The 20,373-nt window shown below is 71.3% G+C and carries 22 protein-coding genes; 18 read left to right on the top strand and 4 right to left on the bottom strand.

What is annotated here, in order from left to right; translation table 11 throughout:
• The gene (locus tag VGZ23_05370) at positions 1-276 is read left to right on the top strand and encodes a hypothetical protein (GenBank protein ID HEV2357025.1); all 276 of its coding nucleotides are present in this window, start codon (positions 1-3) and stop codon (positions 274-276) included.
• Positions 277-473: 197 nt separating this feature from the next.
• Entirely contained in the window at positions 474-1,637 is a 1,164-nt protein-coding gene (gene ada, locus VGZ23_05365; GenBank protein HEV2357024.1) for a bifunctional DNA-binding transcriptional regulator/O6-methylguanine-DNA methyltransferase Ada, read from the top strand.
• Here ada and VGZ23_05360 read toward each other — a convergent pair.
• Positions 1,624-2,511 (bottom strand): DMT family transporter, encoded by an 888-nt coding sequence (locus tag VGZ23_05360; protein HEV2357023.1) that lies wholly within the window; start codon positions 2,509-2,511, stop codon positions 1,624-1,626. The two genes, ada and VGZ23_05360, sit on opposite strands and share 14 nt — an antisense overlap.
• Before the next feature lie 118 nt (positions 2,512-2,629).
• On the opposite strand from VGZ23_05360, the gene VGZ23_05355 reads away from it, so the two are divergent.
• The 4 genes from VGZ23_05355 (at position 2,630) to VGZ23_05340 (ending at position 6,121) form a co-directional block, all read left to right on the top strand.
• Positions 2,630-3,730: a Zn-dependent alcohol dehydrogenase gene (locus tag VGZ23_05355; GenBank protein ID HEV2357022.1), complete on the top strand. Its 1,101-nt coding sequence runs from the start codon at positions 2,630-2,632 to the stop codon at positions 3,728-3,730.
• On the top strand, positions 3,730-4,989 hold the full coding sequence (locus VGZ23_05350; GenBank protein HEV2357021.1) for a D-alanyl-D-alanine carboxypeptidase family protein: 1,260 nt from the start codon (positions 3,730-3,732) through the stop codon (positions 4,987-4,989). The genes VGZ23_05355 and VGZ23_05350 overlap by 1 nt, the downstream gene beginning before the upstream one ends.
• A gap of 142 nt (positions 4,990-5,131) precedes the next feature.
• Positions 5,132-5,422 (top strand): hypothetical protein, encoded by a 291-nt coding sequence (locus tag VGZ23_05345; GenBank protein HEV2357020.1) that lies wholly within the window; start codon positions 5,132-5,134, stop codon positions 5,420-5,422.
• A 201-nt stretch (positions 5,423-5,623) separates the two neighbouring features.
• Positions 5,624-6,121: a DUF4189 domain-containing protein gene (locus VGZ23_05340; GenBank protein ID HEV2357019.1), complete on the top strand. Its 498-nt coding sequence runs from the start codon at positions 5,624-5,626 to the stop codon at positions 6,119-6,121.
• Between the two features lie 146 nt (positions 6,122-6,267).
• Here the strand turns inward: VGZ23_05340 and VGZ23_05335 are convergent, their stop codons facing one another.
• Entirely contained in the window at positions 6,268-7,296 is a 1,029-nt protein-coding gene (locus tag VGZ23_05335) for an amidohydrolase family protein (protein HEV2357018.1), read from the bottom strand.
• A 143-nt stretch (positions 7,297-7,439) separates the two neighbouring features.
• Between VGZ23_05335 and VGZ23_05330 the strand changes: the two genes are divergently transcribed.
• The 9 genes from VGZ23_05330 (at position 7,440) to VGZ23_05290 (ending at position 16,139) form a co-directional block, all read left to right on the top strand.
• Positions 7,440-8,885 carry an aldehyde dehydrogenase family protein gene (locus VGZ23_05330; GenBank protein HEV2357017.1) on the top strand — a complete coding sequence of 482 codons (1,446 nt, stop codon included), beginning with the start codon at positions 7,440-7,442 and terminating at the stop codon, positions 8,883-8,885.
• The gene (locus VGZ23_05325; GenBank protein ID HEV2357016.1) at positions 8,886-10,094 is read left to right on the top strand and encodes a M20/M25/M40 family metallo-hydrolase; all 1,209 of its coding nucleotides are present in this window, start codon (positions 8,886-8,888) and stop codon (positions 10,092-10,094) included. It begins immediately after the preceding gene.
• A gap of 55 nt (positions 10,095-10,149) precedes the next feature.
• On the top strand, positions 10,150-11,088 hold the full coding sequence (locus VGZ23_05320; GenBank protein ID HEV2357015.1) for an energy-coupling factor transporter ATPase: 939 nt from the start codon (positions 10,150-10,152) through the stop codon (positions 11,086-11,088).
• 44 nt (positions 11,089-11,132) lie between these two features.
• A complete protein-coding gene (locus VGZ23_05315; protein HEV2357014.1) occupies positions 11,133-12,044 on the top strand; it encodes an energy-coupling factor transporter ATPase in 912 nt (303 codons plus the stop codon).
• Positions 12,041-12,880 (top strand): energy-coupling factor transporter transmembrane component T, encoded by an 840-nt coding sequence (locus VGZ23_05310; protein HEV2357013.1) that lies wholly within the window; start codon positions 12,041-12,043, stop codon positions 12,878-12,880. The genes VGZ23_05315 and VGZ23_05310 overlap by 4 nt, the downstream gene beginning before the upstream one ends.
• 22 nt (positions 12,881-12,902) lie before the next feature.
• Entirely contained in the window at positions 12,903-13,811 is a 909-nt protein-coding gene (locus tag VGZ23_05305) for a GNAT family N-acetyltransferase (GenBank protein HEV2357012.1), read from the top strand.
• A gap of 173 nt (positions 13,812-13,984) precedes the next feature.
• Positions 13,985-14,530 (top strand): ECF transporter S component, encoded by a 546-nt coding sequence (locus VGZ23_05300; GenBank protein HEV2357011.1) that lies wholly within the window; start codon positions 13,985-13,987, stop codon positions 14,528-14,530.
• A 47-nt stretch (positions 14,531-14,577) separates the two neighbouring features.
• A complete protein-coding gene (locus VGZ23_05295) occupies positions 14,578-14,736 on the top strand; it encodes a hypothetical protein (protein ID HEV2357010.1) in 159 nt (52 codons plus the stop codon).
• Positions 14,737-14,816: 80 nt separating this feature from the next.
• On the top strand, positions 14,817-16,139 hold the full coding sequence (locus tag VGZ23_05290) for an amidase (GenBank protein ID HEV2357009.1): 1,323 nt from the start codon (positions 14,817-14,819) through the stop codon (positions 16,137-16,139).
• A gap of 6 nt (positions 16,140-16,145) precedes the next feature.
• On the opposite strand, the gene VGZ23_05285 is transcribed toward VGZ23_05290, so the two are convergent.
• Positions 16,146-16,616 carry a QueT transporter family protein gene (locus tag VGZ23_05285; protein HEV2357008.1) on the bottom strand — a complete coding sequence of 157 codons (471 nt, stop codon included), beginning with the start codon at positions 16,614-16,616 and terminating at the stop codon, positions 16,146-16,148.
• A 71-nt stretch (positions 16,617-16,687) separates the two neighbouring features.
• The gene (queF, locus tag VGZ23_05280) at positions 16,688-17,176 is read right to left on the bottom strand and encodes a preQ(1) synthase (protein HEV2357007.1); all 489 of its coding nucleotides are present in this window, start codon (positions 17,174-17,176) and stop codon (positions 16,688-16,690) included.
• A 209-nt stretch (positions 17,177-17,385) separates the two neighbouring features.
• Between queF and VGZ23_05275 the strand changes: the two genes are divergently transcribed.
• From VGZ23_05275 to VGZ23_05265, 3 genes are all read left to right on the top strand, one after another.
• Positions 17,386-18,054, top strand: a complete 669-nt coding sequence (locus VGZ23_05275; protein HEV2357006.1) for a DEAD/DEAH box helicase — start codon at positions 17,386-17,388, stop codon at positions 18,052-18,054.
• An 83-nt stretch (positions 18,055-18,137) separates the two neighbouring features.
• Positions 18,138-19,019 carry a methyltransferase domain-containing protein gene (locus VGZ23_05270; GenBank protein HEV2357005.1) on the top strand — a complete coding sequence of 294 codons (882 nt, stop codon included), beginning with the start codon at positions 18,138-18,140 and terminating at the stop codon, positions 19,017-19,019.
• Positions 19,020-19,290: 271 nt separating this feature from the next.
• A partial coding sequence (locus tag VGZ23_05265; protein HEV2357004.1) for a threonine synthase occupies positions 19,291-20,373 on the top strand: 1,083 nt, incomplete at its 3' end.

Genomic DNA, 20,373 nt, shown 5'->3' with positions numbered 1-20,373 from the left:
GTGACGCGCAAGGAATTTCTCGCCGGCGCCGCCGGCATGGCGGCGACGGTGGTTGCCGCGGGCGCCGCGATGGCGCAGACGCCGCCGCCGCGGGGTGAGATCGGCAGCGCGCGCAATCTCGTGCACGTCCGCACGGCACTCGACGGGCTCATCGATCAACTGCAGCGGGACCAGCACGATTACGGCGGGTACCGCGTGCGGGCCATCGCCGTGATGCAGCAGGCACGCGGCGACATCTCGCTGGCGATCAACTGGGACGCGACGCACCCGCACTGACGCCTCCGGCGCGTCGCGTGAATTGGTGGACCGTTGGGGCCGCGGCGCAGCGCGCCGCGGCCCCGCTGTTCCGTCGCGGCGGCGGCGGACCTTCTCCAGCCGTGCCGCAGGAGTACACTGGTTTTGGCGCGCAGAATCGGATAGAACGTCCGGGGCCGCCGGCGTAGGATCGGGACGACGACGCCGGAGGTGATGTGATGTTGACGACACAGGAGGCCGCGGTGCTGAACGGCCGGAGCAACGGCAGCGGTGGTGGCGGCGGCCTGACCCCGAGCGGGGGGGACGCCGACGACCGGCGGTGGCACGCCGTACTCGCCCGCGATCCCGCGGCCGACGGGGTATTCGTGTTCGCGGTGCGCTCGACCGGCGTCTACTGCCGGCCTTCCTGCGCGGCGCGGCGGCCGCGGCGCGATCGGGTGGAGTTTTTCCCCGGCCCTCGCGAAGCGGCGGCGGCCGGGTATCGGCCGTGCCGGCGGTGCCGGCCCGACGGCCCGGCCGCCACCGACGACCTGGTCGGTCTGACGCGGAGCGCCTGCCGGTACATCGAAACACACCTCGACGAGCCTCTGCGGCTCCCGGCCCTGGCGGCGGCGCTCGGCCGCACGCCTCGGCAGATCCGCCACGCGTTCACCCGTATTCTCGGGCTCTCACCGAAGCGGTATGTGGACGCCTGCCGGCTCGATCTGGTCAAGGCGCGGCTGCGGGCGCGGGCGGCGGTGACGGCCGCGTTGTATGACGCGGGCTACGGCTCGAGCAGCCGGCTCTACGAGCGGGCGGCGTCGCGCCTCGGCATGACCCCCGCGGCGTACCGCCGCGGGGGCGCCGGCACCACGATCCGGTACACGACGGCGGCCACCCCGCTCGGGCGCCTGCTGGTCGGCGGGACAGACCGCGGCGTCTGCGCGGTCGCGCTCGGCGACGCCGAGGCGCGGTTGCTCGATAACCTGCGGGACGAGTACCCGGCCGCGCGGCTCGCGCGCGACGATGCCGGCCTCGCGGCTCCCGTGCAGGCCATTCTGGCATATCTCGACGGCCGGCGGCCGCACCTCGATCTGCCGCTCGACGTGCGGGCCACCGCGTTTCAGGGACGCGTCTGGGACGCCCTCCGTGCAATCCCGTTCGGCGCCACGCGCTCCTACGAGGACGTGGCGCGGGCGATCGGCCGGCCGGCGGCCGTCCGCGCCGTCGCCGCGGCGTGCGCGGCGAACCCGGTCTCGCTCCTCATTCCCTGCCATCGGGTGATCCGGAAGAACGGCGGTCTCGGCGGGTACCGCTGGGGCCTGGAACGCAAGCGCGCGCTGCTCGAGCGGGAACGGCGGGCCGCGGCGGCACGGCCGGTCCGGGCGGTCAGCCGCGCGTGAGCACGACGCCCGCGATCACGAGGACGGCGCCGGCGGCCTGGAGCGGATCCAGGCGCTCGCCGAGCAGGAGCCAGGCCGCGATCAGCGCCACCACGGGATTCAGATTCGTGAGCACCGCGGTGCGCGACGCGCCGATTCGGCGAATCGCGACCGACCAGGCGACGTAGCCGAGGGCGATCAGGAGGCCGCCGGAATAGGCGATGCCGGCCCAGGCGGCGGCCCCGACGGCCGTCCACGACTGCCGGCGCAGCGCCGGAATCCCGATCAGCGCGAGTGCTGCGGCCGCCACCAGTACCGGCACGGTTGCGACGACGGACGGCGCGTAACGCTCGGTGAGCGGCCGGCAGGCGATGGTGTAGTAGGCCCAGCAAGCCGCCGACGCGAGCACCAAAAGATCGCCCCACGGCGCGGTCGCCGGCCCGGTCGCCGCGCCGGGATGCAGGATCGCCGCAAGTCCGAGCACCGATAAGACGATCCCCGCCCAGGTTCGTCGCCCGACCCGCTCCAGCCGCAGCGCGGCGCTGGCGGCCGCGACCATTACCGGGGTGAGGCTCATGAACAGGGCCGCCTGGCCCGCGGTGGTCAGCCGGATGCCCTCCACGAACGTGACCTGCTGGAGCACGTTGCCGAGCAGCGAGAGGGCCAGGATCCGCGGCCGGTCGCGCGGCGCGATCCAGAGGCGGTCGCGCCGGACGAGCACCAAGGCGAGAAGCAGCGCCGCGGCCAGCGCCCACCGCAGCGCGTTGAAGGCCAGCGGCGAGTCAAAGGCGGGTAGCGCCGCTTTGATTACGATGTAGTTGAGTCCCCACACCAGGGGAACGTACACGTAGAACACCGCATCGGCGGCGGGCGCGGCCGCGCGTTTGTCCTGCATGGGAGAGGATTCGCCGCCGGTCGAAGGGAAAGCCTCCGCCGTTCGCGTCACCACCCCCGGCGTCATCCGCGAATGGCGTCCGCGAGGCGCGTGGCAGTTCCTCGAGAGGAGGACCGGAGTGGTGCGCGCCGCGGTCTTCTACGAAGTCGGTAAGCCTCTGGTCGTCGAGGACGTCGAACTCGAGCCGCCGCGCCCCGGAGAGGTCCTCGTCCGCATCGTCGCCACCGGCGTGTGCCACAGCGATCTGCACTACATCAAGGGCGACCTGACGATGCCGCTGCCGGTGGTGCTCGGCCACGAGGCGTCGGGGATCGTGGCGTCCGTGGGCGCCGGCGTCGATTCGGTGCGGCCGGGCGATCACGTGGTCCTGCTCTTCGCCCCCGCCTGCGGGGCGTGCCGGTACTGCGACAGCGGCCGGCCGCATCTCTGCGAAATGCGCTACCGCGTCCGCGGACGGATGCCGGACGGTACGACTCGCCTCAGGCTGCGCGGCGAGGAAATCAACCATTTCACCTGTGTCTCATCGTGGGCGGAGCAGGCGGTCGTGCCGGCGTCCGGCGTGCTGCGCATCGACCGCGATCTCCCGCTGTCGGTCGCGGCCCTGCTCGGCTGCGCCGTGACGACGGGCGTCGGCGCCGTGGTCAACACCGCGCGCGTGGCGCCGGGATCCAGCGTCGCGGTCATCGGGCTCGGCGGGGTCGGGCTCAACGTGGTGCAGGGCGCCCGGATTGCCGGCGCCGCGACGATCATCGGCGTGGACCTTCTCGATCACCGCCTCGAGGCGGCGCGGCAGTTCGGCGCCACGCACGTCGTGAACGCCAAGCGCGACGACGCGGTGGCCGCCATCCGCGACCTGACGGGCGGCGGCGCCGATTACACCTTCGAGGTGATCGGCCGGCCCGAGACGGTGCGCCAGGCGGTCGACGCGGCGGCGCGCGGCGGCGTCGCGGTGGCGGTCGGCATCCCGCCGGCGAAGGCAGAGCTGGCGGTCGGGGGCCCGGCGCTCGTGCTGAACGAAAAGACGCTGAAGGGCTGTTTCTACGGATCCTCCCGCCTGCGGGACGACATTCCGCGGCTGCTGCGGTTGTACTATGGCCGGCACCTCATGCTCGACGAGCTCGTGACCGCGTCGTTTCCCCTCGAGCGGGTGAACGAGGCAGTGGAGGTCCTGGAGCGAGGGGAGGGCCTGCGGACGATCCTGCAGGTGTCGGCGGCGTGATGCGGCATCGACTGCACGCAACGACGTTTCGTACGTGGATGCTCGTGGTCTGCGGTCTCCTGCCGCTCCAGCCATGGAGCGCGCCCGCCGCCTGGGCGGCGCCGCGGCCCCACACCCCGGTTTCCCGCGCCGGCCCGGTCGAGACCGCCTCGATGCTGCTCATGGAGGTCGGCAGCGGCGACGTGCTGGAGAGTACGCACCCCCACGTCCAGCGGGCGCCGGCCAGTCTCGACAAGTTGATGACGCTCTATCTGACGCTGCGGGCAATCCACGCGGGGCGGCTCACGCCGGACACGAACGTGACGGTGAGCACGGACGCCTGGCGCATCGGCCGCGTCCCCGGCAGCAGCCGCATGTTCCTGAACGTGGGGGACACGGTGACGGTGGGGCAGCTGCTGGAGGGCCTGATGGTGGCATCCGGCAACGATGCCGCCGAGGCGCTCGCCGAGACGGTCGGGGGATCGGCGGAGCGGTTCGTCGACGACATGAACGCTACCGCCGCGCGGCTCGGGATGCACGACACGCACTTTGTCACCCCCCACGGGCTGCCCGCGCCCGGGGAGCACGTGAGCGCCTGGGACATGGCGCTCCTCGCCCGGCAGCTCCTGCTCGAGTTTCCGGATGCGACCCGCTACAGCAGCCCGCAGTACGAATCGTACGCCGGCATCCGGCAAGCCAACTGGAACAACCTGGTCTTTCGTGACCCGCGCGTGGACGGCCTGAAGACCGGGCACACCGCGGAGTCCGGCTACAGCATCGTCGCGACCGCGCGCGACGGCCAACTCCGGCTGGTCGCAGTCGTGCTCGGCGCGCCGACGGTTCGCCGGCGGACCGCGCTCGCCGAAGGCATGCTGGCGGCGGGCTTCGCCCACTACACCGTCGTCGCGGTCCCTTGGCAGACCATCGTGCCGGCATCTCTGCGGGTGTACGGCGGGCGCGCCCCCGCCGTGCCGCTGCAGCCGGCGCATCCCGTGCAGGTGCTGATCGCCCGGGGCTCGCGCGGAGACTTCGACGTGACGGAGCAGATCACTGTGCGTCCGTTCGCGCCGATCGGACAGGGGCAGCAGGTCGGCCTGATCACCGTCGGCCGTGGCGGCCGCGTCATGCAGACGGTGCCGCTGCTGGCCGGGACCGCGGTCGACCGCAGCGGGTTGTTCGGCCGCGTGTGGGGCGCCGTCCGCTACGCGGCGGCGTCGCTGCTGCACCGGCATCCTCAGATGACGCGCGGCACCTATTCCCCGCCCGTCCCCGCAAGTTAACGCCGCGGCGGCGCACGCAACGCCGCGGCGCAGGAAGCCCCGCGTACGGTACAGAAGGCGATCAGGTCGCGGCGCTCTGTGACGGCGCTCCGCCGCCGCGCGGCGCGCGAGTGCCGCGGGGGCTACGTTGTGGAGGTGCGGTGTGGACAACCAATCGGGGCCGGGAACAGGGGCCGCGGTGTCCCCTGAGGTCCAGGCCGAACGTCGGGAGTGGGCGGAGCCGCTGCTCGCCGGCGTCGTCGTGTCGTTGATCGCGGAAGCGAAGGACGCCGGGTGGAGCGGCCGTCTCGAGTATGTCGTGGAGATGTGCGTGCAGGAGATGACGTCGACCCTCGGGATGTCGCGCGACGACGTGATCGCGGCCGTGCTGCGGTGGTCGGCGGAACTGGGGGAGACGCTGACCCGGGAGGACGTCGAGAAGGCGATCGACTAGCCGCGGTCCTCCCCCGCGCAAAGCGCGGGGCAGGCCCTGCGAGGGGAGAAGCCGCCGGAGTCATCGCGCCGGCGCCCGGTGGGCGCCGGCGTATTCATTGAGCGTACAAGGGTATGACAAGAGCAGAGGCAGCGGCGGGCGCCGGGAAGCTCCGCGAACCACGTCCGCCGCTCTCCCGTACAGCATTCCGGAGGTGGTTAGATGCGAGAGCGTCGTTCGATGGGCCAGGCCGGAGGAGCCGTGCTCGTAGCGGCGGCCCTCCTGACGTCGGTCTCCGCGGCCGCCGCGGTGTGGCCGAGTGCCGCGAGCGCCGAAGGGGCGATCGCGGTCGGTCAACCCGCCGACGTGGCAACGCAGGGGTTCGCCTACGGCATGGTGGGCGACTTGTCCACCACCGATCAGGCGTCCAGCAGGGCGCTCAAGAGCTGCCAGACGGCGAAGGGCGCGTCCGACTCCGCGAAAGCGGCCTGCAAGGTGATCCAGACGCTTCACGAGCAATGCGCCGCGGTCGCGATAGATCCCGCGAAGGGGACCCCCGGCGTGGGATGGGCGGTGGCCGACGTCAAGAAGGCGGCGGAAACTCAGGCCCTGCAGAAGTGCCATGACACGGCGGGCGACCGCGCGTCGTATTGCAAGATTGCGGGTTCGATCTGCGACGCCAACATGTACCGGCAAAATAGCGGCGGCGATCACTCGTAGGCCCCGGCGGCCGGCGCGGGTTTGACCGAGCGGCGCGCGGGGCATATATAGGAACGAAGTTCGGGATGAACAGGAGGTGGAAGGGATGCTGCTGGCCGGATTGCTGTTGCTTATCGGTCTGGCGCTCTGGGCCACCGGACACCTGATCATCCGTTAGCGGTTCCGGTTCCGGGTTCCAGGCCCAAATGAACTGTCGGGCGGGCGTTGATCGTAAACGCCCGCCCGGCGGTTTTCCAGTAGATCTGCTCGAGGACATCCCCCGGAAGATCGAGCCCCCGTAGCATCGGCGTTCCGTCGGCGTCCGGGTCGGGGATCGGCGACGGGCAGACGAGATCCGTCTCCCAGAACATCTGGTGGACCCAGTACCGGACGAGGTACCGCACGGGATCGGGATCTTTCAGGACGACCTGGTCGGTGCCGAAACAGATCCGGTGCGCCCAGCGCCGGAAGAACTCCCGCGCGGCCTCCCGCTGCCGGCCCAGCTCACGCACGATCCATTTCGTCGCGCTCGTGTCGAGGTAGAGATTCGGATGCCGCGTCAGCAGCTCGGCGAGGTGGTCGAGATGCTCGGGGTCGCCGCCCATGTGCGCGGCCAGAAACGGTACCGTGGGAAAGTCCCGCAGCCGGCGCTCCAGCATCGGATACTGGTCGGCCTTCGTGCCGTACTTGGCGGGGGGGTATTTGTGCGCGAACCAACGATCCGGATCGCTCACATGCACCAGCACTCCGAGGCCGTGCTCGGCGATCGCCCGGAACACCCCGTCGAGCCGCGGCGAATCGAGCAGGAAGTCCAGCCGGTCACGAATGCGCGGCGCGAACCAGAACTTGATGATCCGCACGCCGGCGGCGTGGGCCCGCGGGATCATCTCGAGCGTGCGGTCTTCCGGCGGCCGGCCCGGTCCGCCGGCCGCGGCGCCCGCCGGTGCCGTCACGAGGGCCCGGGCCGCCACTTCGATCTCCCCAGGATAGCGGCGCTGCAGCGCGAGCCCGTCGTCGAGCGGGGTGATCGCGACGACGCGCGTGACGCCGTAGCGGCGCGCGGCCTCGAGGAGCTCGTGATTCGTCGCCGGGTCGGTCATGTGCGTGTGCATGTCGGCGATGGGGCACGAGACGGCGCGCGGGGGCGGGGTGGCAAAGCCGTGGGCTCGCGCTTCGTCGAGCGGCTGTCCCTGCATTCGGGCGGCTCCTGAGGCTGGGTCTCGCCTTCAATGTACCGTATCGCGCTGCACGGCGCAGCCTTTCACATCGTAGAACGCGCCCAATGCCCCGGCGCTTCCGACGGCAGGAGTCGGTTCTTGCGAGACGGAACAGCGCGCCCATGAGTACAACCTCGCGCGCGCGCACCCTGCTCGATGTGAACCCCGCGAACACCGCCGAGGTGCTCGCCGAAGTTCCGCTGGCGTCGGCCGCCGACGTCGAGCCCGCCGTCGCGCGGGCCGGCGCGGCCTTCCGCGTGTGGCGGGACACCCCGGCCCCCGAGCGGGGCCGCGTGCTGGCACGCGCCGCGGAGATCGCGCGCCGCCGGCTCGACGAACTCTCGGACCTCCTGACCCGCGAGGAAGGCAAGGTCCTGCCGGAGGCGCGCGGCGAGGTCCTGAAGGGCATCGCGCTGCTCGAATGGTACGCCGGCGAGGGGTTTCGGATGGGCGGCCGGACGCGGCCGTCCGAGATGCCGTCGACCCTGCTGTTTTCGCTCAGGCAGCCGGTCGGCGTCGTGGCGGTCATCACCCCGTGGAACTTCCCGTGGGCCGAGCCGGCCTGGAAGGTGGCGCCGGCCCTGGTGGCCGGCAACGCGGTGATCCTCAAGCCCGCGTCCCTCACCCCTCTCGTCGCGCAGCGGTACGCCGAGATCCTGCGCGAAGCGGGGCTGCCCGACGGGGTGCTCACCGTGCTCGTCGGCGGCGGCGCGGACGTCGGGGATGCGCTTGTGCGGCATCCCGAGATCCGAGCGGTGTCCTTCACCGGATCGTGCGAGATCGGGGGTGACGTCTACGCGCGGGCGGCCCGGCGGCTGGCCAAGGTGACGTGCGAGATGGGCGGGAAGAACGCGGTCGTCGTCATGCCGGACGCCGACCTCGAGTTGGCCGCGGCGGGGATCGCGCAGGGGGCCTTCGGCAGCACCGGCCAGCGGTGCACGGCGACCAGCCTATGCGTTGCACACCGCGACGTCGTCCGGGAGATCGTCGACCGCGTCGTGGCGCGGGCGCGGGCGCTCCGGGTGGGCAACGGGCTCGAGGCGGGCGTCGACTTGGGACCGCTCGTCGACGCGCACCAGCTCGAGACAGTTCTCGGGTACATCGATGCCGGCCGCGCGGAAGGCGCGGGGCTCGCCACCGGCGGGCGGCGGCTCGCGGACGGCGCCTGCGCCGGGGGCTTCTTCGTCGAGCCGACGGTGTTCGTCGACGTCGCGCCGTCGTCCCGCCTGGCGCAGGAGGAGATCTTCGGCCCGGTCCTGTCCGTGGTGACCGTCGGATCGCTCGACGAAGCGCTGCGGGTGACGAACGGGGTGCGGTACGGGTTGAGCTCCTCCATTTACGCGCGTGACGCCGCCGCGATCATGCAGTTTGTCGACCGTGTCGAGACGGGGATGGTGCACGTCAACTCGCCGACGGTCGGCGGCGAAGCGCAGATTCCCTTCGGCGGCATCAAGTGGAGCGGCGCCGGCGGCCGCGAGATGGCCGAGGAGGGGCTCGAGTTCTTCACGGAACTCAAGAGCGTGTTTTTCGACTACACCGGGCGCGTCCGCGACACGAAGATCTATTAGATGCTCGACGCGGTGTTGCGCGCCGTCGACGACGGCTACACGCTCGACCTCGCGCGCCGGCTGGTCCGGGTTCCGAGCGTGTACCGGCCGGGAATCCCCGAGGCGACCGAGGCCGCCTCGGCGGCCCTGCTGGCCGAGGAGCTCCGCCGGCTCGACCTCGCGGTTCACGTCGAAGACGCCGGCCCGGGCCGGCCGAACGTCATCGCCGATCTGCCGGGCGGTCCCGGTCCCGTGTTGATCTTCGAGGGCCACACGGATGTCGTGACCGAGGGCAACGCGGCCGCCTGGTCGGTTCCGCCCTTCGGCGGCGAGATCCGGGACGGCCGGCTGTACGGGCGCGGCGCCGCGGACATGAAGGCCGGGATCGCGGCCGCGATCGGCGCGGTCCGCGCGCTGCGCGACGCCGGCGTACGGCTGGCCGGCACCGTGCGTCTGGCGATCGTGGCCGATGAAGAGGGGATGATGCTCGGGATCAAGTCGTTCATCGGCAACGGCTGGGCCGAGGGTGCCGCCGGCGCGATCGTGTGCGAACCCGAAGACAACGCGATCTGCCTCGTGCAAAAGGGCGCCATGCGGGCGCTCGCACGCTTCGAGGGGCGCATGGCCCACGGGGCGATGCCGAAGAGCGGCCGCAATCCGATTCCCGCCGCCGCCGCGTTCGTCCGCGAGGCCGGCGCCCTCGAGGCCCGCTACGTGGCGCGCCACGGCCGCCACGCGCTGCTCGGGGAGCCGAGCATTACCCCGACGTTGCTGCGCGCCGGAGAGCCGGCGCAGCTCAACGTGATGCACGCCGACGCGGTGGTCGGTCTCGACATCCGGACGATCCCGGGGCAGGCCGACGCGGCGATCCGGGCGGACCTCGTGGCCGCGGCGGCGTCCGCCGCCGCGGCCACGCCGGGATGCCGGAGCGAAGTCGAGGTCATCGAAACGCGCCCCTGGACCGAGACGGATCCGCACGCGGCGATCGCGGTCGCGGTGGCCGCAGCGTGCCGCCGCGTGCAGGGCCGGGCGCCGCGCTTCGCCGGCGTGCCGGGCGCCACCGACGGGACGTTCCTCCACGCGTGGGCGCACGTTCCGATCGTCACGATCGGCCCCGGCGACGTCACCATCCCGCATCAGGTTGACGAGTTCGTCCGCGTCGCCGACGTGGCCCAAGCCTGCCGTATTTACGCCGCGGCGGCGTGGTACTTTCTCACCGGCGCCTCGTGATCGAATGCCGCCGCGATCAGCGGTGCGATCCGCTCCGCTGTAGCGCCGGGGGCTGATGCCGCCGCAGCCCTTGATCGTCTGCGAGAACATCGAGTTTTCGTACGCCGCGCCCCCCACGGGCGGGGATCTGCGCTCCCGTCCCGCCGCGGCGTCTCCCGCGGCGCCGTTCGTGCTGCGCGGCGTGTCGGTCAACATCGACCCCGGCGAGGTGGTCGCGATCGTCGGGGCCAACGGATCCGGCAAATCGACTCTCGCCCGCCACCTGAACGCGCTCCTTCGGCCGACTGCGGGACGCGTCGTCGTTGCCGGTCTCGACACGCGCGATCCCGGCCACACGCGCGCCATTCGCGGCACGGTCGGCATGGTGTTTCAGCACCCGGAGAGCCAGATGGTGGCGACCATCGTCGAGGAAGACGTGGCCTTCGGCCCGGAGAACCTCGGCGTCCCGCGCGCGGACCTGCGGGCCCGCGTCCGCGAGGCGCTCGAACTCGTGGACATGTGGACCCACCGGGACCGCCCGCCGCACCTCCTGTCCGCCGGGCAGAAGCAGCGAGTGGCGATCGCGGCGGTGCTGGCGATGCGGCCGGCGTGTCTCGTGCTCGACGAGGCCACCTCGATGCTCGATCCCGAGGGCCGCGAGGCGGTGGCCCGCATCGTCGCGGAGCTGCGGGGGCGGGGGACCGCCGTCGTGGCGATCACGCATCTCATGAGCGAGGCCGCGCGGGCGGATCGGATCATCGTGCTGGCCGGCGGCGCCGTGGTCCTCCAAGGCTCCCCGCGTCACGTCTTCGCGCAGGCGGAACGCCTGCGCGACGTGGGGCTCGATCTTCCTCCGATCACCGACGTCGCGCTGCGCGTGCGGGCGCGCGTCCCGGCCTTTCCCGTGGATGTCCTCTCGGTCGACGAACTCGCCGCCGCGGTGGCGGCCCGGACGGGTCCCCGCTCCTCCCCACACGGGGGCTCGTCAGGGGCGGGCCCCTCGTCCCCCCTATGAGGGGGAGGGGGGGCGGGCCCCTCGTCAGGGGCGGGCCGGCGCGCGTGAGCGCCGGCCCGCCGCTCCCGGGTGGCGTCGCCGCGGCCCCCGGCGGCGGCCGTCCGATCATTCAGGTCGCGGATCTCTGGCACACCTACATGGCCGGCACCCCGTTCGAGCAACTGGCCCTCCGGGGGGTCGCCATCGAGGTGCGCGAGGGGGAAGTGGTGGGCATCCTCGGCCGTACCGGCTCCGGCAAGTCCACCCTGATTCAGTACCTGAACGGACTGTTTCGCCCGCGGCGCGGACGGGTGATTGTCGCGGGGCACGATCTGGCGAGCCCGCGGACCGATCTCCGCGCCGTGCGCCGGCTCGTCGGTCTCGTCTTCCAGGATCCCGAGACGCAGATGTTCGAGCCGCTGGTCGGGGACGACGTCGCCTACGGTCCGCGGCAACTGAACCTCTCGATGGAGGAGATCCGCGCGCGCGTACGGTGGGCCATGGACGCCGTCGGCCTGCCGTTCGAGCGGTTCAAAGACCGCTACACCTTCTCATTGAGCGGCGGCGAGATGCGCAAGGCGGCGCTGGCCGGCGTGCTGGCGATCCGGCCGCGCGTGCTGGTGCTGGACGAGCCGACGTCCGGGCTCGATCCGGCCTCGCGTGCCGAGCTGCGCCGGCGGATTCAGGATCTGCGCGACCGCGACGGCCTGACGCTCGTCCTCGTCTCGCACGACATGGAGGACGTGGCGCGCCTGAGCGACCGTCTCTACGTGCTGCAGGACGGCCGGGTCGCCGCGGAGGGGCCGCCGCGCGAGGTGTTCAGCGACCCCGCGCGCCTCGCGGCCCTCGGGCTGGTCCCGCCGGAGCCGGTGCAGGTGGTGCAGCGGCTGCGCGCGCTGGGGCTGGACGTGCCGGGGGACGCGCTGACCGTGGAAGAGGCGGCCGACGCGGTCGCGGCGCTGCTCGGCGTCCCATGAGTGAATTCGAGCTGCTGCGCAACATCACGCTCGGGCAATACCTGCCGACCGGGTCGTACCTTCATCGGATGGATCCCCGCGCCAAGATCGTCGCCACGATCCTGGTGACGGGGGCGGTGAGTTTCACGCCGACGCTCATCGGGAACGCGGTCCTCATCGCGGTGTGCCTGCTCATCGTGGCGCTCGGCCGCATCCCGCTCGGCTACGCGCTCCGCGGACTGCTGCCGGCGATCCCCGTGCTCGTCGTGCTCGCCGTGATGCAGCTCGCGTTCTTCGGCCGGGCCTACGATCCGTCGAGCCCGGTGGTGTTCCAGTGGGGCTGGGTGACCGTGACCGCCGCCGTCGTCCGGCTCGTCATCGTGTCGGCCGCGCGGTTCGTGGAGTTGCTCTTCGTGACCAGCGTCTTCACCCTGTCGACCCGCACGACCGAATTGACCCACGGGATTGAGAGCCTGCTGCGCCCGTTTCGGCGGCTCCGGGTGCCGGGTCACGAACTCGCGCTCGTCGTGACGATCGCGATCCGGTTCGTGCCCACGCTGGCCCTGGAGGCCGAGCGGCTGATGAAGGCACAGGCCTCCCGCGGCGGGCGCATCGGCGGGAGTCGGTGGCGCGTCATCGAGCGCACGCGCCAGCTTGTGCCGATCCTGGTCCCGCTGTTTACGTTCGCGCTGCGGCGCGGCGAGGAGTTGATCGTCGCGATGGAGGCGCGGGCGTACACCGGAGGCGCCGGGCGCACCGCCTACACCGCCCTGGAGGGCCATCTCCGCGACTGGCTGGTCCCGGCCGGCGCGCTCGCATTTTTCGTGGTGATGCTGTGGGCGCGGTTCCCGACGTGACGGGCCTGACCGGGGGCCTCCGGTGAGCCTCGTATACCGGCCCGCGCGCGCGGACGACGCCGCCCCGGCGACGGCCATCTTTGCCGCGGCGGTCAACGATCTCTCCGCACGGCACGGATTGGCGGCGCCGCCGCTCCGGCCGCTGCCGCCGAACCCATTCTTCGCCTTCTGTCTTCGCGATCAACCGGAAGGCTTTTGGGTCGCCGAGGACGGCGGCGACGTGATCGGGTTCGCCCTCAGCCGCGTCCTCGGCGAGATGTGGTTTCTCGCCTTTCTGTTCGTTGCGCCCGGCCATCAGGGACGGGGGATCGGGCGGGAACTCCTGTCGCGCGCGGCCGCACACGGGGGGCCGGCGATCACGAATCGGGCCCTCATCACTTTTGCCTACAATCCCTCGTCGATCTCCCTCTATCTGAAGCACGGGATGTATCCGCGCGAGTCGATATATTGGATGGCGGGGCCGAGTCATGGCGCGCCGCCCGCCCGGCCGGCGCGTGCGGCCGTCGATTACGAGCGACTCCCGGCCGATCAGGCAGCGCTCGCGGTGCTCGCCCCCATCGACAGGGCGGTCCTCGGATTTGCCCGGGACGGCGTCCACGCCTATCTTCTCAACGCCCCCGGCGCGGCGTGCTACCTGTGCCTGCGGGACGGGTGTCCGATCGGGTACGCCTACGCCTGGACGAACGGGCGCGTCGGACCGCTGGCGGCGATCGATGGATCGCAGGTCCGCGCCGTCATGGACGGTGCGCTCTCGCTCGCCGCAGGCGGCGGGTCGCGGCAGATCTCTACCGTCGTCCCCGGCGCCAACGCCGACGCGGTGTCGCTGGCGCTCGAGCGCGGTCTTCGCCTGACATTTCCATACGTGTTGATGTCCGAGAAGCCGTTTGGGCACTGGGACCGCTACCTATGCCATTCTCCGGGTTTGATGTAGCGGGCGGCGCGTCCCGCGCGGCAGGAGGATCCCGGCGTGCGGGGCCTGTCCCGCGCGGCAGGAGGACCGTGGCGCGCGGGGGAATGTGCCCGCGGATTCACCGAGGTGGTCCGGCTTCGGCGCCCCCTACCGGGGACGGGCCGGCGGCCTACGACGACCACGGGAGGGGACCGATGCAGGGGCAGGGGGGACTCTCGACGCGCGGCATCGTGATGTCGGCGGTGCTTGGGGCCATCGCGATCTTTCTCGGCGCAACGCGGCTCGGATTCATTCCGACGCCGACCGGTATTGCGGCGACGATCATGCACGTGCCGGCGATCATCGGCGGCATCCTCGAAGGGCCGGTCGTGGGCGCGATCATCGGGATCATCTTCGGACTGTACAGCTTCTTCTACGCGACGATCCCGATGTTCAAAGATCCGATCGTCGCCATTGTGCCGAGGATCTTCATCGGCATCTTCGCCGCGTGGGCCTACGTCGCGTTCCGGCGGAGCGGGGAGGCGACGGCGATCACGGTGGCCGCCATCGTCGGCACGGCGACCAACACCGTCCTCGTGCTCGGCTTCGGCGTGCTGCGCCACTATCTGCCCCTCAAGGCCGCCGCGGTGGTCGCGGTGAGCCACGGCAGCCTCGAGGCCATCGTCGCGGTCATCATCTCGCTCGCGGTGCTCCTCGGCTGGAAGCGCGTGCAGCGGCCGGAAGCCCGCGCGCGCGTCTAGCGAGGTCCTCCACGATCGAGTCCGCGGACCTCGCCGTCTTCGCCCGAATGCTCGGCCTGGCCCTCCCGCAAGACGCGCTGGAGCGCCTGGCGCCGGCCGTTGCGAAGATGTACGCGGATCTCGAGCGGCTTCGCGCCCTGCCGATCGACGGACGCGAGCCCGCGCTGCCGCCGCTTTCACCGGCGCGCCCGGAGCAGACCCGCTGACCGAACTGGCGTACGAAACGATCGCCGGGATCGCCGCGCGCCTGCAGGACGGCGAGGTCCGGCCCCCGGCGCTCGTCGAGTTGCTGCTCGACCGGATCGAGCGCTGGCGCCCGCTCAACGCCTTCATCACCGTGACGGCCAACGCGGCGCGCGCGCAGGCCGAAGAGGCCGCGCGCGAGATCGCCGCCGGGCGGTACCGCGGACCGCTCCACGGCGTGCCGGTATCCCTGAAGGACCTGATCGAGACGCGGGGCATCCGCACGACGTGCGGGTCCCGCATCCTCACCGACCATGTGCCGGCCTACGATGCCACCGTCACGGCACGCCTCCGCGAGGCGGGGGCGGTGCTGCTCGGCAAGGCGGCCCTCCACGAGTTCGCCTACGGCGTCACGACCAACAACCCGCACTTCGGCCCGACCGGCAATCCCTGGGCGCTCGACCACATTCCGGGCGGGTCGAGCGGCGGCAGCGGGGCGGCGGTGGCGGCGGGACTGGGATACGCATCGATCGGCACGGATACCGGCGGGAGCATCCGGATCCCCGCGTCCCTGTGCGGCGTCGTCGGGCTCAAGCCGTCCTACGGCCGCGTCAGCCGCTACGGCGTCTTTCCGCTCTCATGGAGCCTCGACCATCCCGGACCGTTGACCCGTACCGTCGAGGACGCGGCGATCGTCCTGCAGGCGATCGCCGGGCCCGACCCGCGCGATCCCACGACGGCCGGGCATACCGTTCCCGACTTCCGGGCGGCCGTCCGGCGCGAGGTGCGCGGCCTCCGGGTCGGCGTGCTCGACGATCCGTACCACCGTGAGGTGGAGCCGCGGGTTCGCATCGCGTTCGACGCGGCGCTCGACGTGCTGCGCGGCCTCGGCCTGCGGCTCGCGCCGATCGCCGTTCCCCATGCCGCCGAGGCGTTCACGGCGCAGCTCGCGATCCTCCAGGTGGAGGCCACGAGCGTGCACGAGCGCTGGCTGGCGGAGCGCCCCCAGGACTACGGTCCGGAGACCCTCGAGCGGCTGCGGCAGGGCTACTTCGTGACGGGGACCCAATACCTGCGGGCCCAGAAGGCGCGCGGACTCATGCTCGAGGAGTTCACCGAGCTCCTGAGGCGCGTGGACGCGCTTGTGTTGCCGAGCACGCCCATCGTCGCGCCCGGCATCGGGCAGACCACCGTGGAGTTCGGCGGCCGGACCGTCGACACGCGCGCGCAACTGACCCGGTTCAGCCGGCTGTTCAACTTCGTCGGCGCCCCGGCGCTGTCGGTGCCGTGCGGGTTTGGCGATGGTCTGCCGGTGGGGCTGCAGATCGCCGGCCGGCCGATGGACGAGGAGACCGTGATCGCGATCGGGGCGGCGTTCGAACGCGCAAACCCATGGCATACCCGCCGCCCGCCGGAGCCGGAGTGACCGGCATCATCGAGGAACGCGCGGCGGCCCGAAGACCCGCCGGAGCGCCGCGTGCACCGGCTGCATCACCGGGACGCCGAGCACGATCAGGAGCACTTCGCTGACCAACAGCGGCGGAAGCAGCGCCCGGAGCGGCGCCCGGAGCAAAACGGACAGCATCACCGACACCGCCACCGCGATGATGACCGCATACGCGGCGGCGCCGAGGTAGGCGTTCACCCGGCCGAGGCGCCAGCACGCCCACCCGCCGACGAGGTTCGCGAAAGGCATCCAGATCAATTCCCACGGCCCGACAAACGGGCTCGTCAGGTTGCCGAGAAAATTGCCGACGACGAACGCCGGGATGAGATCGGGCTCCCAGATCACCAGTGGCTTGAGGGTCTCGGACAGCCGCAGTTGATACGGGCCGTAGGCCACCGGCGCGAGATAGATGGTGAGCGCGGCATACGCGGCCGCGATGACGGCGCCCTCGGCCACGCGTACGGCGGCTCGCTGTCGGGCGGAGCCGCCGGCCGGCCCGGCCGGGGGCGGTGCGGATGCGGGCCGGCTCAACCCGAGTCCGCCCACCGCACCCGAACGACCGTGTGGATGCCTCCGCGGACGCGGTAGTCGAGCTCGAGCTCCACCCACGCCGGGGCGCAGGCGCGGACCAGGTCGTTCAGAATGCGGTTGGCCGCGTGCTCCTGGAAAATCCCGACGGCGCGGTACGACAGCAGGTAGTACTTGAACGACCGCAGTTCGAGCACGCGTTCCCGCGGCAGATACCGGACCACGAGGCGGCCGAAGTCCGGCAGTCCCGACCATGGACAGACGGCCGTGAACTCCTCCGTATCGATCTCCACGACGGCCGGCGATCCGGGATACTCGTAGGGGAACGTGTCGAGCACGTCGGCGCGAACGGCGTCCGCGGGCCGGATGTCGAGGGCGACGGGGCCGGGCGTGTGGTCGCCGTCGATTCCGGCTGTCACCGGTTGGGCGGCCGGGGCCTCGGGGGCCGTCACGCCGGGATCTGGCGCCGCATCGGGAGAGGCTCGCACGTGTGTTCGCCACCTCGGTTCGGTTGAACGTCGCGTACGGTCATGATACAATAAGCGCACCGACCAACTCAAACCTCGGCGCTGCGCATGACGTAACTTCCAATGGATGGGGAGAGGCGACGTCTCCCTGTCGTGTTCTGTGTACCCGGCATCTCCCGGTCGGGTGCATGCGGGTGCACGGCGCGGAACCTGATGCGAGGGGCGTGCACATGGCAGTGGAAAGCCACACCAACGGATTCAACGGCCTGGCGGACCCCCGTATCCAGCGGGCGCTTCAGGAACTCGGGTGGGCCTCGCCTACGCCGATTCAGACGCGGGTGATTCCGTCGCTGGCGATCGGGCGGGATCTCGTCGCTCAGGCCGACCCGGCGCCGCGGACGACGGCGGCGTTCGGCATCCCGATGCTGCAGCGGTTGGATCCGCGGAGCAAGGCCGTGCAGGGCCTCGTGCTCGCGCCGACCCGGGATGCGGTTCGCCAGATCACGGGGGATCTCGGGCGTCTCGGCGCGCACACCCGCCTGCGCATCGTGTCGATTTCCACGGGCGAGCCGCTGGCGCGGCAGGTGGCCCGGCTGCGCGAGAAACCGCACATCGTCGTCGGCACGCCGTCGCGCGTCCTGGAGCACCTCGGCAAAGCCACGCTGACGCTGCGCAGCGTGCACATGCTGGTGCTCGATGACGCCGACCGCATGCTCAAGATGGGTCTGCGCACCGACGTGGAGCAGATTCTCGTGCGCACGCCGTCCACGCGTCAGACCGTGCTGTTCTCGTCGACGCTGCCGGAACCGATCCGCGCGATGGTGAGCCGGTACCTGCGGAACCCGATCTGGGTGACGACCGCCCCGGTGCAGACGCTCACCGCCGGGCAGCGGGCCTGAACCGGCCGGGACGTCCCGCCGGGTCGTGACACCGCGGGCGGCACAGGGGTATAATGGGGGGGACGCCGCACGGGGGAGGCCCTGTGAGCAGCCGGCCTGATGTAGCCGCGGACATGTCGAGTTCCGATCCCCAGCGCTCCGCCGACATGTTTTCCCCCGAGGACCGTTTCGGATTTTGGCGGTTTGCCCGCCATCCGTTCTTCACCGACGTCAATCGTTGGCTCGTCGACCGCTTGGCCCCCCTGGGACCGCGCATCGTCGACCTCGCGTCCGGCCCGGGGGCGATCACGGAGTTGTTGCTGGCCCGCATGCGCGAGCATACGCGGGGGATCATCTACGCCGTGGATCCGTCGCTTGTGGAGCTTGATCGCGCGCGCCGGCGGATCGCCTCGAGCCTTGTCCGGTTCGTCCACGGGAGCGCCGAAAACCTCAGCCGGCTCGTTCCGCAGGTAGACGTGGTCGTGTTCTGCAATGCGATTCACCTGATCGGCGACAAGCAGCGGGTCATCGGCGAGATCCGGTCGGTCTTGGGTCCCGGGGGAGTCCTCGGGTTCAACACGACGTACTTCAAAGGATGTTACGTCCCGGGCACGGAGCGGTTTTGGCGGTCGTGGGTCGTCCGCGCGGCCCGGCTGCTCCAGCAGCACGGCGTCAGCGTCGCACACAGCCACGCCGATCGCCCGGCCGCAATGCGGTGGTGGACGCCGACGGAGTACGCGGGGCTGGTGACGGAGGCGGGGTTCGTCGACGCCTCGTGGCAACTCCAGGAAGTCGAACTGTCGCCGGAGAGCCTCGAGGACATCGGCCAATTTTCGATGTTTATCGAGGGCGCGCTGCCCGGCGTGCCGCTCGATGCCGGCGCCAACGCCCTCAAGCGCACGGTCCGGGCCGCGATGGGGGACGCAGGACTGACCGGCGGAGTGCCCCGGTACTGGCTGCAGTTCATCGCACGGGCGCCCGCCTGAGGATTCGGCCGGCCAACCTCGGCGGCTTCACCCGGTAGCCGGTCTATCCCACGGGAAACCGCACCCGTCGCAAAAATGCCTGCAAACGAACCGTTTCTATGGCATCCATAGATTCATTCTGCCTCTTTCGCATTTGGCCGGAATATGGTATAATACGGCTTGTTTAAGGTCCGCGGATCGCGCGGGCCTTTTTCGTTCTCTCCGCGAAGCGTACAAAGGATCGACTACGGCGTCTTGTCCGGGAAGGACGGGAGGCGTCAGGGGGGCATCCATGAATTACCTGCATCACCTCGAATGCACGGCCTGCGGCGCCACGTACTCCGCGGACGAGCTGCACACGGTGTGCCCGGCCTGCGGCAAGGTGTTGTACCCGCGGTACGATCTGGAGCGCGCCCGGGGAGAGCTCTCCCGGGACGCGCTGAGCGGGCGGCCGGCGTCGATGTGGCGATATCATGAGCTGATGCCCGTGCGGGATCCGGCGAACATCGTGACCCTCGGCGAGGGCATGACGCCGCTCCTGCCCATGCCGGGAATCCGCCGGAAGCTCGGCCTCCGGCACGTGTTCTGCAAGGAGGAAGGCCTCAATCCGACCGGGTCGTTCAAGGCCCGCGGCCTCTCCGCGGCGATCAGCAGAGCGATGGAACTCGGCGTGCGGACCATTGCGATGCCGTCGGCGGGAAACGCGGCCTCGGCGGCGGCGGCCTATTGCGCGCGTGCCCACCTCGATCTCTACCTGGTGATGCCGGTGGACGCGCCGCAGACCAACAAGGCGGAGTGCGCCGCGTACGGCGCCCACACGTATCTGATCCACGGCCTCATTACCGACGCCGGCCGCGTGCTGCGGCAGGCCGGCGGCGGACGCGGGTGGTTCGACATGTCGACCCTCCGCGAACCGTACCGCGTGGAGGGCAAGAAGACGCTCGGCTACGAGCTCGCGGAGCAGCTCGACTGGCGGCTGCCGGACGTGATCATCTATCCCACCGGCGGGGGAACGGGGATCGTCGGCATGTGGAAGGCGTTCGCGGAGATGGAAGCGCTCGGCTGGATCGGTCCGCAGCGGCCGCGCATGATCGTCGTGCAGGCCGCGGGGTGCGCGCCGATGGTGCGCGCCTACCAGGAAGGGAAGGAGAAGGCGGAGCCGTGGCGCGACGCGCAAACGATCGCCGCGGGGCTCCGGGTGCCCGAGGCGATCGGTGACTACCTCATCCTCCGCGCCGTGCGCGAGAGCGGCGGAACCGCCTACAGCGTGACGGACGGTGCGATTCTCGGCGACATGCGGGAACTCGCGCGGGAAGACGGGGTCTTCGCCTGTCCGGAGGGCGCGGCGACTTACGGGGCGCTCAAGGCGATGCTT

Source organism: bacterium (assembly GCA_035945995.1).
In the GTDB taxonomy this organism is placed as follows: domain Bacteria; phylum Sysuimicrobiota; class Sysuimicrobiia; order Sysuimicrobiales; family Segetimicrobiaceae; genus DASSJF01.
This window is presented reverse-complemented; position numbering and strand designations above follow the sequence as displayed.